This is a genomic window from Pseudomonas sp. 2725 (assembly GCF_050434585.1).
GTDB lineage: Bacteria > Pseudomonadota > Gammaproteobacteria > Pseudomonadales > Pseudomonadaceae > Aquipseudomonas > Aquipseudomonas jessenii.
This window is the reverse complement of the sequence record NZ_JBNDIV010000002.1, coordinates 517603-531833: the sequence shown is the minus strand read 5'-3', so window position 1 is coordinate 531833 and position 14231 is coordinate 517603. Positions and strand designations below refer to the sequence as shown.

Below are 14231 nucleotides of genomic sequence, written 5' to 3'. Positions count from 1 at the left end.
GCGGTTTTCACTTTGCAGGTCAGGGGCATTATGAATACGACTTCATGTGTAGTAGTGGTCGGTTACAACGGCAATCGGGTGCACGACATCCAGAAACTGCGCGAGCTGTGCAAGTCGCTCTACAACGCCAGGCTCATCCTGCTGGTCGAGAAAATCCAGCCCCATGACGACCAGGTGGCCGATCACGTCTGCAGCACTTCGCTGGCGGAAGAAGATGTGGCGGCGTCCCTTGAACTGGTGGTGGGGTGCCTGAATGCCGACAGCTGGAAGCTGATCGGCATACTGCCGTTCTCCGATCGCGGTGTGCTGCTCGGTGCAGCGCTGGCCACTCACTTCGGCCTGCCGGGCATCACCCCGGAAGAAGCGCGGGCGGGCCTGGACAAGCAGATCTTCCGTCGGCTCGAAGCGGCGGCCAGCACCTCCCCCGGAGATTACCGGCCGGTGTTTTCCGCGCGGGTCGAAAACCTGTCGGAACTGCGCCAGCGCGTCGTCGAACTGGGCGGCAAGGCCTTCATCAAACCGGCCTGCGAAGGTGCGAGCCGGGGCTGTCGCGTCATCCATCACCCGTCGGAATGCGATGACGCCTGGCTGGCCCTGAAGCCTTACCGCGAAGGCGGCATCGTCCTTGAAGCGCTGGTGCAGAACGCCAGTGAATACAGCTGGGATTGTGTGGCCGGCAGCACCTGGGTGACGGAAAAAACCACCACCGAAGGCGCCTACCGCGCCGAGATCCAGCAAGTGGTGCCTGCGCCGTTGTCGGTGGACGTGCAGGCGCGGCTGATGGCGGCTGGCCAGCACATGTCGGCGCTGGTCTCCCAGGACAACGGTGCCTGGCACAACGAAGTGTTCCTGCGCAGCGACAACCTGACCTCGGCCGTGGAAACCAACATGCGCCCCGGCGGCATGCACATCTGGGACCTGGCCAAACGCGCCTTCGTCAATTTCGATCCGTGGGAACGCTGGGTGCGCTGGGCGGTGGAAGGCAAGACCGAACAGCATGAGCCAGTGGCCCGCGGCTACTGCGGCATTCGCCTGCTGCGGGCGCCGGCCGGCGGCATCCTGCGGGCAACGCCCGACATCGCCACCGTGGCCCGTTCGCTGCGCATTGAACTGGTGGAAGGCCAGTACGCCAAGCGCATCGGTGACTCGGTCAGCGCGCAGGTCAAGGACAACTTCTCATTCATCGGCCACATCGTGTTGTTCAACGAACACTACGGGCAACTGAGCAACGACCTGTTGCGTCTGGCCGAGGTGATTGAGTCACGCATCGAGGTGACTTGCCTGGCACCGGTCACTCGCGCCGTGTGTTGAGCCAGCAAGCACCCGTTTTTTGCATTACTGATCAAGAGGGTTCGATCAATGATCCAGCACATGACCTGCGATGAACGCTTCATCGCCCTGGCCAAAGAGTTTGGTTATGACATTTACGGCGAAAACACCGCAGGCGGGCATTACGCGCCGCTGATCCGTCATCACGATGAGCTGTACATCAGCGGCCTGGTGCCGCGCATGAACGGCAAGATCCATTACCCCGGCCGCGTCGGGCTGGACCTCAGCATGGCCGATGCGCAAGCAGCCGCCAGCATCAGTGCGATGCGGGGGTTGGCGTTGATCGTCGATGCCATTGGTTCGCTGGACAAGATCAAGTCACTGATCCGGGTAACGGTGTATGTGAAGTCCACGGCGGACTTTGTCGATTTGAGCGAAGTGGCCAACGGCGCCTCGGATGTGTTCAGCCATGTACTGGGCGATGCCGGCAAACATACCCGCACCACGGTCGGTGTTTATCAGTTACCCAAGAATGCCGCGATAGAAGTGGACATGATTGCCGCCTTGCGCCCATCGGTTTTATAAGTTTTTTCCAGACTTTACAGCGCTGAGCCGTTAACTTAAGGTTTAGCGCTAAAGTATGGGAAATAATAAGAAAGGACGTGCGAATGGATAACTTTCAAGGTGCGTTTTTTTCATATAAGGACTTTCGTCAAAGCCTGCACCATCGAGCGCCAAGTCCCAAGGTATGGAAAGGCACTGAACTGACGGATATGCGCCAGACCCTTGAAGCCAGCGACGTTGATATTGTCGCGTTGGCTCATGAAAAGAGCATTGAAGGCTGTGAAGTGACGCCTGGCATGGCGATCGCCATGCAATGGCTCAACCCCGGTGTGACGCTCAACGGTCATGCCCATTCCTGGTGGCATCTGTTTGTCATCCAGTGCGGCAGCGGCGTGTTGACCCTAGGCGATGCCGACGGGGTCAACGTCAGCAACGGCGATGTGCTACTGGTACCGGCGTGGACCAGACACGGCTTCGTCAACACCAGTAAACACGAGCCTTTGGCGATGCTGAACATGAGCAATATGCCGCAAATGGCACTGCTTTCGAACTTTGCCGACAGCCATGGCCTGATCACCACCCAGCCGTAATTTCCCAGCGCATCAGCCAAGGGAGCCAACCATCGTTGGCTCCCTTTTTTGTTTTTCAGACCTGCCACCGGTATCGCCTTTTGCAGCGCTATTGCCGGGATTTTCGCTGCGTATCTGTCGGTGAAAAACAACTTTCTGTATCGATTGAAACAGGCAAATTCTGTATCTATCCAGCCTTCATCCAACTAACTACGATCACTTCCAATGCACGTTAATCCCTGCAGTCAGTGAATGGAGTGTTCTATGGATAACAGGAAGCTAAAACTGTATGTCGGCGCCGATCATGTCAGCGCTTTTGCGATGTCGGCTTTTGTGGCGCTCAAGGAAAAGCAACTTTCATTTGAACTTGTTACTGTCGATCTAAAAGCACGCGAAAACTATCTGGCGACTTATCGCAATCTTTCGCTGACCTGCAAAGTTCCAACGCTGGTTCACGACGATTTTGCCTTGTCGGAATCATCGGCGATTGCCGAATACCTTGATGAACTCTCCCCGGGGCATAAAAAACTCTATCCGCAGGACATTCGCCAGCGCGCCCGTGCCCGTCAATTGCAGGCCTGGTTGCGCAGTGACTTGTTGGTGGTGCGCAAGGAGCGCCCGTTTGACCTGGTGTACTTCGGCAAGAAAAACACCGTGCTGTCCGACGAGGCCCAAGCCGCCGTCGAGCGCCTGTTCTTCGTCGCCGGGCATTTGCTGGAAGAGGGCGCCGAGCATCTGTTCGGTGACTGGAGCATTGCCGACACCGACCTGGCAATCATGCTCAACCGACTGGTTGCCAACGGCGATCCGGTGCCGGCACGGCTCACGGCATATGTGCGTCGCCAGTGGGATCGCGACAGCGTTCGGGCGTGGATGGACATAGAGCGCAAAGCGCCGGCCATCGCGTAACAACACTCAGGGCAATCACCAGGAGCGCGGCCATGCAAGGACTGTCGGAGCACGAACGCTACAAACCCTATAACTCACGCACCATCCGCGACACACCGTACTGGCACAAGCTGACGCCGGCGTTGCAGGAGGCCATGACCGTGGTGGCCAGGGTCATGCCGTTTCGCACCAACGAATACGTGCTGGGCACGCTGATCGACTGGAACAACATTCCGGACGATCCGGTTTTGCGCATGACCTTTCCCCACAAGGACATGTTGCTGGCGGAGGAATATGCCTCGCTCAAACAACTGATCGAGCAGGATGACAGCGCGGCGATCAAGCGTCGGATCGAGGCGATCTGGCGGCGCATGAACCCGCATCCGGCCGGGCAGTTGACCCACAACGGAGTCACCCTCAACGGCAAGGTCCTGCCGGGCATCCAGCACAAGTACCGCGAGACCGTGCTGTTTTTCCCCGGTGCCGGTCAGACCTGTCACGCGTACTGCACCTTCTGTTTCCGCTGGGCGCAGTTCATCGGCGAGGAAGAACTCAAGTTCAACGCCCGTGAGTCCCAGGAGCTGGTCAGTTACCTGAGGGTGCACACCGAAGTGACCGACGTGCTGATTACCGGCGGCGACCCGATGATCATGAACACCCGCTCCCTGGCCGGTTACATCGAGCCGCTGCTGGATTTGCCACACCTGAAGAACATCCGCATCGGCACCAAGTCCGTGGCGTACTGGCCGCAGCGTTTTGTCAGCGACAAGGATGCACCTGAGCTGCTGGAGCTGTTCCAGCGCATCGTCGCGGCGGGGAAAAACCTGTCGATCATGGGCCACTACAACCACCCGGTGGAGATCCGCCAGGTCATCGCCCGCCAGGCCATCGAGCGTATTCGCTCGACGGGCGCGACGGTGCGCATGCAGGCGCCGATGATCCGCCACGTCAACGAAAACCCCGCTGACTGGGCGGCGTTGTGGACCGAAGGGGTGCGGCTCGGGGCGGTGCCTTATTACATGTTCGTCGAGCGTGACACCGGGCCCAGCCACTACTTCGCGATGCCGCTGGCCCGGGCCTTCGAGATCTTCCAGGCGGCGTACCGCACGGTATCGGGGCTGGCGCGAACGGTGCGCGGGCCGTCCATGAGCACCTTCTACGGCAAGGTGTTGATCAACGGCATTGAGACCGTCGCCGGGGAAAAGGTCTTCGTCTTGCAGTTCCTCCAGGCACGCAATCCGCAATGGGTGTTGCGCACGTTCTACGCGCGCTTCGATCCGCAAGTGACCTGGTTCGACGACTTGCAACCGGCCTTCGGCGAGCGTGCGTTCTTCTTTCAGACCGAGCTCACTGCCGTGCCGGAATTGATACCCGTGTTGCTGGAAACGGCGTAGGAAAATTCACGAACAATGGGGAGATATGGATATGAGCAGTATCCCGTTTGATCAGCGCGAGGGCGTTATCTGGCTCGACGGCGAGTTCGTCGAGTGGTCCCGGGCGCAGTTGCATGTGCTGACCCATGGCCTGCATTACGCGAGCACCGTGTATGAAGGCGAGCGGGTCTACAACGGCAGGATTTTCAAGCTGCGCGAACACAGCGAGCGCTTGTATCGCTCGGCGCAATGGATGGACTTTGCCATCCCCTATGAGATGGCTGAACTGGAAGCGGCGAGCCATGAACTGCTGCAACGCAACAAGGTTGTCGACGGCTACCTGCGCCCGGTGGCCTGGCGTGGCAGCGAGATGATCTCCACCTCGGCACGTTTCAACCGTGTGCATGTGGCCATCGCTTGCTGGCAGTGGCCGAGCTATTTCGACCCGGCGGCGCGCATGGCTGGTATCCGCTTGAAGACCGCGAGCTGGCGCCGCCCGCCACCGAGCAGCAGCCCGTTCCAGGCCAAGGCATCCGGGCATTACCAGATCGCCACACTGAGCAAGCACGACGCCGAGAACACGGGTTACCACGACGCGCTGATGCTCGACTGGCGCGGCCATGTTGCCGAAGCCACCAGCGCTAATGTGTTTTTCGTCAAAGACCGGACGCTGCACACCCCGCTGCCGGATTGCTTCCTCAACGGCATCACCCGCCAGACCGTGATCGAACTGGCCAAAGCGCTGGACTACCAGGTGGTCGAACGCACGATTTTGCCTACAGAGCTTGGCGACTTCGATGAGTGTTTTCTCACCGGCACCGCCGCCGAAATCACCCCGGTGCAGAGCATCGATGAGCAGCACTATCGACCGGGTGACGCCTGCCGCGACTTCATCGCCGCTTACACCTCAACCGTCAACGCCGGATAACCCGCCAGGAATCTCACCATGTCAGACCAAGGGATTGTTGCGTCTCAACCTTGCATTTCGCTCGGCCATCGTCACGAAGAACTGTCGACGTTGGGCTGGACGGTGCTGACCCCGGACGAATTTGCCGATGATATCGTAGGCACCTTGTGCGAGTTCGGTCGGATCATTCCGCAGTTCAACGGCCAGACGGCCTTTGCCATTACCCGCAAGCCGGGTTACGAAGACTTGCCGTATTCCCAGAGCATGAACGGCATCGGCCCGCACACTGAAGCGCCGGTGTACGGGCCGCCGCCACGCTATCTGGCGTTGCATTGCCATAAACAGGCCAGGTGCGGTGGCGGGCACACCGGGTTGGTGGACGGCTATGAATTTCTCAAGTCCCTGGAGCGCAGTGAACCGGAACTGCGTGAGTGGCTGGATGACACGCCGGTAGAATTTGTCGCCACCGCCAAACCGGGTGAACCGGGACAGCGGCGGGTCAAGGAATACATCCTCACGCCTACGGAAGACGGGGATATTTTCCGCTTCAGCTACAACCAGTTTCACTACGGCGACGTGAACCCGTCCAAGGAAGCGTTGCAGCAATCACTGGTGACCAACAACACCTCGCCGCTGGCCAGGTTTGCCGTGCTCGGCGAAGCGTACTTCGTCGAGCACAACGTTCCGGTGCTGATTCCCGACGGATGCCTGCTGATTTGGGATAACTGGCGAATGATCCACGCCCGCAGTCGTTACACTGACCCGGCGCGCAACCTGACCCGCTATTGGCTGGCCTGATATTTCCGTCACCCTTCATTCTTTTGGCGTACCCCTTGGCGGGTACGCGCCTTACAGGTATCGCGTCATGCAAACAGCAATCGAGATCGCCCAGGTCGATCATCAACTGATCGTGCGGCTCAACCAGGCCTGGACCAAGCGCGCCACGGTGTGTTCGCCGGACAGGGGCCAGGTGGAGGAAGTTTTTGACCCCGCGCGGCCGGACTACCCGGAGTGCATGGTGCCGTTCTTCCATCATCCGAAATTCCAGGCCTTGAGCGACGAGCTCAAAAGCAGCGTGGTGACCTGGGGCTGGATCGGCTACAACCTGCGCACCGTCACCGCCGAAGAACACGTGGTCAACCCGGCACTCAGTGTCATCGCCAATCAGTACCTGGGCAAGGATGACTGGCATTTTCGCGAGGCCATGCAACAAACCCTGATCGACGAGCACTACCACACGCTGATGCACCTGCGCGCCATCGAACGGACCAAACTGGACCGGGCGCTGGACCAGGATCTGGACTTGCCACCCTCCGTCACTTACCTGCGCCTGAAAGCCCAGCGTGAAGCACTGCCCGAGCAATGGCAGCGGGATCTGGCGGCGATCACGTTTGCGGTGGTGGCCGAGATCAGCGTCAACGCCTATCTGGACTTGCTGGCGGACGACCAGACCATCCAGCCGCAGAACCGCCGGGTGGCCGAACTGCACAACCGCGACGAGTACGCCCACAGCAAGGTGCTGGCCGAAGTGGCGAAGGTCATGTACGCCAACATGCAGCCCACGCAACGGGAATTTTTCGCACGCAACCTGTCGGTGGCGCTGAGTGCTTTTATCGCTCAGGACTACTCCATGTGGGAGGCGATTCTGACGCAGCTCGGGGTCGAGGAGGCGGCGCTGATCATTGCCGACACCCGCGAGAGCAACAGGAACGCGACCATCATGCGCGACTACAGTGGCCTGCATAAATTGGCCCATGACCTGGGCATCAGCGACCAGATCGATTTCGATTTCCGTCCGACCCTCAAAACCACGACGGTCGCCTGAACCCGGAGGTGCTTATGTCCACGCCTGTGTACGAAGTGTTCGCCATCCGTGTCGGTGCAAACGCCCAGCGCACCGCCAGGGAGAATTTTCTCTACGACGCCTGTTGCGGTGATCCGAATGCGCCGATGCCGCTGGACTACTACTTCTGGGTCATCCGCAACGAACAGCAGGTGATCGTGGTCGACACCTGTTTCCAGCCGGCCACGGCGCACCGGCGCGATCGCCAGATGTATCGCCTGCCGGAAGAATCCCTGCGGCAACTGGACATCGATCCGGCCCGGGTCGAGCACCTGATCCTTACCCATTTGCATTGGGATCATGCCGGCAACCTCGGGTTGTTTCCCAAGGCGACCGTGCATTTGCAGGACGCGGAGTTGCGTTTCTGCACCGGGCCGAAAATGGTCCATCGCACGGTGAACAAAACCTACGAAGTCGAGGACGTGATGTCGGCGTTGCCGCCGCTGTTCGAAGGGCGGATGCGTTTGCACGACGGTGTTGTCGAGGTCGTTCCGGGCGTGACCCTGCATCCGGTAGGCGGACATACACCGGGCAGTCAGGTGGTGCGGGTAGCGACCGAGCGCGGCTGGATTGTGCTGGCCTCGGATGCGGCGCATTTGTGGGCCAACATTCGCGGGCGAAGTCCGTTTCCGATTCTCGATGACCTGGCGCAAACCCTTGAAGCCTTCACCGAGATCGACCGTCTGGCCGACAGCGAAGATCATGTCATCCCCGGCCACGACCCGCTGATCGCCGAGCGTTTTCCGCACTGGAATGATGACCCGCATATCATTTGCCTGCATCAGAATCCGCTCTGAAGATCACCTACAACCCTGTGGGAGCGAGCTTGCTCGCGAGGGCGTCAGTACATTCAAAATTGATGTGTCTGACACACCGCCATCGCGAGCAAGCTCGCTCCCACATTTGGTTGCTGTCGTTCACCGATGTTGTGTCCACCGAAAGTCCCTTGTGGGAGCGAGCTTGCTCGCGAAGGCGTCAGTACATTCAAAATTGATGTGTCTGACACACCGCCATCGCGAGCAAGCTCGCTCCCACAGGGTCGCGGTCAACCCTGATTTTTCAGGATACGTCCCAACGTCTGCAGTGCCTCATCAACCCGCGGCGAATACGGCGCGCCACAGCCAATGCGCACAAAGTGATCAAAACGCCGGGCATTGGAAAAGATATCCCCAGGTGAAATCTGGATGCCGGCCTTCAACGCGTCGTGAAAAAACGTCATCGATGAATGCCGGCTAGGCAGTTCCACCCATAACAGCGTGCCGCCTTGCGGGTGGGTCACGCTGGTGCCGATGGGAAAATAACGGGTGATCGCTGCGCTCATCTGCTCGCGTTGTACGGTCAGGGTTTTCCTCAACCGCCGCAGGTAACGTTCGTAGGACGGTGTCTTCATGAACGCACTGGCCGCCAGTTGCGATAACGCCTCGCACCCGCGCGACTGCGTATGCTTGAGCATCTCCACGCGGTCGTGCCATTTGCCGGCGCTGATCCAGCCAAGGCGCATGCCCGGTGCCAGGGTTTTGTTCAGCGAGGCGCAATAGATCACGTTGTCGGTGCTATCCCAATGTTTGAGCGTGGACAGCGGCTGCTCGGTGTCCACCAGATCGCCGTAGGTGTCGTCCTCGATCAGCACGGTGTCGTGCTCGGCGCACAGTTTCACCAGCCGTGCCTTGTTGGCGTCGGGCATGATGCTGCCCAACGGGTTTTGCAGGTTGGGGATGACGATCAGCGCCTTGACCCGTTCGGGGCCTTGCAGCAGCCGTTGCAGGGCCTGCAGATTCAGCCCGGTATGGGCCGAGGCCGGGACTTCCAGCACGCGCAGGTTCAGGCTTTCGAGAATTTGCAGCAGACCGTAGAAGGTCGGCGACTCCACGGCCACGGTGTCGCCGGGGCGGGTGACCGCACGCAAGGCCAGATTGATCGCCTCGGTGGCGCCGTTGGTGATCACGATCCGCTCGGAGGCCAGGTGGGTCTTGCTGGCCAGTGCCCGCCGGGCCAGGATGTTGCGCAATGCGCTGTTGCCGCAGGCGCCGCCCGCGGTGCCGAGCAGGCAGGCGTCGTAGCGCAGCGCCTTGATCATGTTGTCTTGCAAGGTCTTCAGTGGGTAAAGCTGCGGCGCGCAGTAGGCGCTGGCGAAATTGACCTTGATCGTCGCGCGCTGACTGGCCTTGAGCACCGCACAGACCTGTTCATGAATGCCGACATACGCGCGGGTATCCAGCGCTGGCGCCGAGGTCGTCGGGGCGGGCCTGGGCAGGGTGTCGGGCTGGCGAATGTAGTTGCCGGAGCGTGGCCGGGCTTCCAGCACGCCATAGTCCTCCAGTTCCCGGCACACCTGCACGGCGGTCGACAGGCTGACGGCGTGTTTTTCCATCATCAACCGAATCGAGGGCAGGCGTTCACCGGTTTTCAGGGTGCCGCTGCGGATAGCGTCCAGGTAGTGGTTGGCCAGCTGGCGATACAAGGGGGGCGTGTTCATGATGACCTCGGCAGTTGCACCACTGAGGTCTGGGCTGGAAAGTGAGTTGACGCTCCCCGCAGGCGGACCCGTGGTGCTCATGGGTGAAGGGAAGTGGTGTTCTGCGTCGATACTGGAAGAGTAATCGCGGTTTTGCCCGAATCACGGGCAATAAAAAGCCCCGCACTGATGGCGGGGCTCTTGAGTCGGTCGCTCAGGACCTTGTGGCGAGAGGGCTTGCCACAAACAACAGGTATTACTGAGCGGCGATGCTGTACCCGTCGAACGCGGTCTGCTGCTGCAGGGCGGTGATGATGTTCTTGCGGTTGACCGCTTGCTCGGCGCCGCTGTTGTCCAGGAACGTCTCGCTTTCCAGTTCCGCCTCTTCGCCTTCGCCAACGAAGGTGAGGCCGAGGAATTCCAGGGCTTCACGGTCGACGCTCAGGCGCGAGCGCGGGGTGCGCAGCGGCAGGGTGACGCTAATGCCGTCCTTGCTGATGGTGAACACTTCGACTTCTTTCTTCGCCTTGGCGGCTTTGCTCTTGCCGCCGCTCGGGTTGCTGATGGCCTGGTGGGTCTGGTTCAGCACCTTCAGGGCCAGGCCGTAGACGATTTCCTGGAACGCCGGATCGTCCTTGAAGCTGGACAGGATGCGGCTGATCGGGAATTTGCCGCTCAGGTCTTCGAGGGCGGCGATATCGGCAGCCTCGGCGTCCTTGAGCTGCTTGAGCTGGCCCATCAGTTCGTAGGCTTTATCGTCATCGAAGCTGTCGTGGGCCTGGCGGATCGCGGCGCGCAGTTCGCGGATCTGGTCGCTTTCGCGGGTGGACTGGAACGCGTCCAGCACCATCTCGCTGATGGTCTTGGCCTGAGGCACGTGTTGTGAAAGATTGATGGAGTTTTCGTATTCCGCTTTGGACGACAAGGTGACTACGGTTTCAGCGGTATTGGAATCGGACATTGAAATTTCACTACTTCTTTGAACTTGAATAGGGGCGAAAAAGCCCGGGGGCTTTTTCAGGCCGACTAATCTATTGGACCGGGGCGGCGTTGTCACGGATCAACAGGCGGCCGGTCATGTTTTTGCTCCCCTGTAGGAGCGAGCCTGCTCGCGATGGACGTTAACGATAACGCGTTCATTCTGGATGAACGCGGTGCCCTTGAGACCATCGCGAGCAAGCTCGCTCCCACAGTGGTTTGGGTTGTTCGCAGATCTTGCGTACACCCACTCACCCTGTGGGAGCGGGCTTGCCCGCGATGGGGCCCTGTCAGGCACCACAACTTTTCAGGCCTGCCGCGGGGTAATCAGGTTCATCGACCGCACCGCCAACGCAGTCGCCGTTTCCTCATCGATCGGCAGCGAAAACCGGAACGTCGCACCCCGCCCCGGCACATCGATCAACTGAATCTCGCGCCCGTGCAATTGCAGGATGCGATGCACGATCCGCAACCCCAACCCGCCATCACGGCGTGCGCCGCCGATATTGAACGGCCGCAGGAACAACCCTTCGCGCAGTTCCGGGGCGATGCCGGGGCCGGTATCGCTGACCGTGACTTCGATGAATGAGCCTTGCGGGCGCAGGCCCAGTTCGACCTCGCCACCGGCCGGGGTATGGCGCAGGGCGTTGTCGAACAGGTTGGTCAGCACCCGCTCGATTAGCCCAAGGTCGGCGCAGGCCGCCGAGACGTTGGCGGCAAAAGTGGCCTTCAACTCGACTTGACGCGCTTCGGCGGTGAGTTCGAATTTCTGGAAGATGTCCTGGGCCAGGTCAGTCAGGGAAAAGCGTTCCAGCACCGGCTGTACGAAGCCATGTTCCAGCCGCACCAGTTCCAGCAGCGACTGCGCCAGACCACCTACCTTGCGGCTCTGGTCCAGCGCGATGCCCAGATAGCGACGGCGGTCGGCAGGGGACAGCGTGGCGTCCTTGAGCGACAGGGTTTCCAGATAACCGTGCAACGAGGCCAGCGGCGTGCGCAAGTCGTGGGAGATGTTCGCCACCAGTTCGCGGCGCTCCTGATCCTGGCGGGTCAACGAGCGCCATTGCTCGCCCAGGCGTGTCTGCATCTGTCGGAACGCCGCATCGAGTACGGCGATTTCATCGTGACTCGCGGCTTTCTCCACCGCGACGGGCAGAGCCGGTGTGACCGGCACCCCATCGATGTCGAACTGGCTGACGGTTTCGGTCAAGCGGCGTAACGGCCGGGTGATCAGGGCAAATGCGGTGAGACCGGCAATCAGGCACAGCAACGCCACCAGCCCGATGGACAACAGCGCGGTGTTGAGCGCTGCACTGGTCGCGCCGCGTTCGGCCAGGCGGTCGTGGTCTTCACCGAGCAACACCACGTAGAGATAACCGGCCGGCTTGCCGTCGACCTTAAGCGGTGCGGCGCTGAACACCTTGCGCGCATCGGCGCTGCGCGGGTCGTCGCCGAGAATCGGCAGGGCATCGCCCCGCAACAGGCGCTGGATCGGCGCCAGGTCGATCCGTTCACGACGGATCCGGCCTTCGGGCGCGGCGCTGCCGACAATCTTGCCCTCGGTGTCCAGCAGGTACACCTCGACGCTCGGGTTGACCTGCATCAGCTTGCTGAACAGGTCACGCACGGCATTGGGCATCAGGCCCTGTGTGTCCATCAGCACCGTGTCACTGGCGATGTGCTGCGCCAGGTCCCGGGACAAGCCTTGCACCACTTCCTGCTCATGCATCTGGTTGGAGCGCACCTGCATCCACGCCGACGTGCCGCAGCACACCAGCAGCAGCACGGCGAACACCAGGGACAGGCGTTGCGTCAGGGTCAGCCTCATGGCCGTGGTTCCTCCCCGGTGGCGAATTTGTAGCCGCGCCCCCAGACCGTGAGGATGCGCACCGGTTGCGCCGGGTCGGCCTCGATCTTGGCACGCAGGCGGTTGATGTGGGTGTTGACCGTGTGCTCGTAGCCTTCGTGGCTGTAGCCCCACACGGCATTGAGCAGGTCCATGCGCGAGAACACCTTGCCGGGCTGGCGGGCGAAGAAGTACAGCAAGTCGAACTCACGGGGCGTGAGGTCCAGGCGTCGTCCATCGAGGGACACTTCGCGGGTGATCGGGTCGATGGCCAGGCCGTCGGTGAGCAAACTGCCGGCGTCCATTTTCAGGTTGCGCGCCATGGCATCGACCCGGCGCAGCAACGCCTTGACCCGGGCCACCAGTTCAAGCATGGAAAAGGGCTTGGCCAGATAGTCGTCGGCACCCAGTTCGAGGCCGAGAATCCGGTGCACTTCGCTGGAGCGCGCGCTGGTGATGATGATCGGCGTATAGCGGGCCATGGCGCGGGCGCGGCGGCAGATTTCCAGGCCGTCGACACCGGGCAGCATCAGGTCGAGGACCAGTGCGTCCCAGTTGCCTTGCTGCAGCAGGCGCATGCCTTCATTGCCATCGGCGCTGTGCACCACCTCGAACTGCTCGTCGCGAAGATGCAGGCAGATCAGGTCGGCGATATGCATATCGTCCTCGACCACCAGGACGCGTTTGGTCTGTTCCATACAGCTCAATCCTTCGGCGCAATGGACGCATTGCCGCTCGGTCAAGGCGCAAAAACTGTGGGAGCGAGCTTGCTCGCGATGGCGCAATGTCAGTCAACGACGATGCTGACTGTGCAATCGTCATCACGAGCAAGCTCGCTCCCACAGGAAATGCATTGTTCAAAATTGGCGTTATGCATTGTGCGGGTTTTTCGGCGCCCGAGTTATCACGAATTGTTTAACTTCCCGTGAGGATTTGGCGATCACCCAAAGCCTAGGCTGTGTTCTATGAAACACCCCTGGATTTTTGGAGACGAACATGTTTTCACGACGGCAATTTCTTGTAGCGAGCGGCGGGCTGGGGGTGGCAGCCCTGGCGATCGGCCTGTTGCCGAAGTTTTCCACAGGCTCGGCCTTGATCAGTGAAGCCAGCGCAGCGGAGGTATTCGAAGTGATCCACAGCGACAGCGAATGGCACGCTCTTCTGAGCGATGAACAGTACGAAATCCTTCGCGAAGAGGGCACCGAGCGGGCTTACAGCAGCCCGCTGAACAACGAGCACCGCGATGGCACGTTCGTCTGTGCCGGTTGCGAGCTGCCGCTGTTTTCCTCGGCGACCAAATTCGACAGCCGCACCGGTTGGCCAAGTTTCTGGGCACCGCTGGACAAGGCCGTGGCGACCCGCCAGGACCGTGCGTTCGGCATGGTCCGTGAAGAGGTTCATTGCCGGCGCTGTGGCGGGCATCTGGGGCATGTCTTCGACGACGGCCCGAAACCCACCGGTCTGCGTTACTGCATGAACGGCCTGGCGATGAAATTCGTGCCCATGACGGTGTGATTCCATTCCACTCACTTTTTGCAG

14 protein-coding genes are annotated in these 14231 nt (G+C 60.6%); 10 read left to right on the top strand and 4 right to left on the bottom strand.

Annotated elements, in window-relative coordinates:
- Positions 1-30 precede the first annotated feature (30 nt).
- From ABIE16_RS06665 to ABIE16_RS06625, 9 genes are all read left to right on the top strand, one after another.
- On the top strand, positions 31-1311 hold the full coding sequence (locus tag ABIE16_RS06665; RefSeq protein ID WP_429520752.1) for an ATP-grasp domain-containing protein: 1281 nt from the start codon (positions 31-33) through the stop codon (positions 1309-1311).
- A 48-nt stretch (positions 1312-1359) separates the two neighbouring features.
- Positions 1360-1854, top strand: a complete 495-nt coding sequence (locus tag ABIE16_RS06660; RefSeq protein ID WP_046040191.1) for a RidA family protein — start codon at positions 1360-1362, stop codon at positions 1852-1854.
- 83 nt (positions 1855-1937) lie between these two features.
- A complete protein-coding gene (locus ABIE16_RS06655; protein WP_340315259.1) occupies positions 1938-2423 on the top strand; it encodes a cupin domain-containing protein in 486 nt (161 codons plus the stop codon).
- Between the two features lie 243 nt (positions 2424-2666).
- On the top strand, positions 2667-3311 hold the full coding sequence (yfcF, locus tag ABIE16_RS06650; RefSeq protein WP_429520751.1) for a glutathione transferase: 645 nt from the start codon (positions 2667-2669) through the stop codon (positions 3309-3311).
- 32 nt (positions 3312-3343) lie between these two features.
- Positions 3344-4684 (top strand): KamA family radical SAM protein, encoded by a 1341-nt coding sequence (locus tag ABIE16_RS06645; protein ID WP_429520750.1) that lies wholly within the window; start codon positions 3344-3346, stop codon positions 4682-4684.
- A 31-nt stretch (positions 4685-4715) separates the two neighbouring features.
- A complete protein-coding gene (locus ABIE16_RS06640) occupies positions 4716-5591 on the top strand; it encodes a branched-chain amino acid aminotransferase (protein ID WP_218494960.1) in 876 nt (291 codons plus the stop codon).
- 18 nt (positions 5592-5609) lie between these two features.
- Complete coding sequence (locus tag ABIE16_RS06635; RefSeq protein WP_429520749.1) at positions 5610-6368, top strand: TauD/TfdA family dioxygenase; 759 nt, start codon at positions 5610-5612, stop codon at positions 6366-6368.
- A gap of 67 nt (positions 6369-6435) precedes the next feature.
- Positions 6436-7395: a diiron oxygenase gene (locus ABIE16_RS06630; RefSeq protein WP_090453179.1), complete on the top strand. Its 960-nt coding sequence runs from the start codon at positions 6436-6438 to the stop codon at positions 7393-7395.
- Positions 7396-7409: 14 nt separating this feature from the next.
- Positions 7410-8210 carry an N-acyl homoserine lactonase family protein gene (locus ABIE16_RS06625; RefSeq protein ID WP_090453180.1) on the top strand — a complete coding sequence of 267 codons (801 nt, stop codon included), beginning with the start codon at positions 7410-7412 and terminating at the stop codon, positions 8208-8210.
- A 248-nt stretch (positions 8211-8458) separates the two neighbouring features.
- Here ABIE16_RS06625 and ABIE16_RS06620 read toward each other — a convergent pair whose 3' ends face one another.
- From ABIE16_RS06620 to ABIE16_RS06605, 4 genes are all read right to left on the bottom strand, one after another.
- Positions 8459-9889, bottom strand: a complete 1431-nt coding sequence (locus ABIE16_RS06620) for a PLP-dependent aminotransferase family protein (protein WP_090453182.1) — start codon at positions 9887-9889, stop codon at positions 8459-8461.
- Between the two features lie 235 nt (positions 9890-10124).
- Positions 10125-10829: a hypothetical protein gene (locus ABIE16_RS06615; protein ID WP_057716344.1), complete on the bottom strand. Its 705-nt coding sequence runs from the start codon at positions 10827-10829 to the stop codon at positions 10125-10127.
- 324 nt (positions 10830-11153) lie between these two features.
- Positions 11154-12674 carry a HAMP domain-containing sensor histidine kinase gene (locus ABIE16_RS06610; protein ID WP_429520748.1) on the bottom strand — a complete coding sequence of 507 codons (1521 nt, stop codon included), beginning with the start codon at positions 12672-12674 and terminating at the stop codon, positions 11154-11156.
- Positions 12671-13390, bottom strand: coding sequence for a response regulator transcription factor (locus ABIE16_RS06605; RefSeq protein WP_090453186.1), 720 nt, complete (start codon positions 13388-13390; stop codon positions 12671-12673). The genes ABIE16_RS06610 and ABIE16_RS06605 overlap by 4 nt, the downstream gene beginning before the upstream one ends.
- A gap of 298 nt (positions 13391-13688) precedes the next feature.
- On the opposite strand from ABIE16_RS06605, the gene msrB reads away from it, so the two are divergent.
- Positions 13689-14207 carry a peptide-methionine (R)-S-oxide reductase MsrB gene (gene msrB, locus ABIE16_RS06600; protein WP_429520747.1) on the top strand — a complete coding sequence of 173 codons (519 nt, stop codon included), beginning with the start codon at positions 13689-13691 and terminating at the stop codon, positions 14205-14207.
- Positions 14208-14231: the final 24 nt, after the last annotated feature.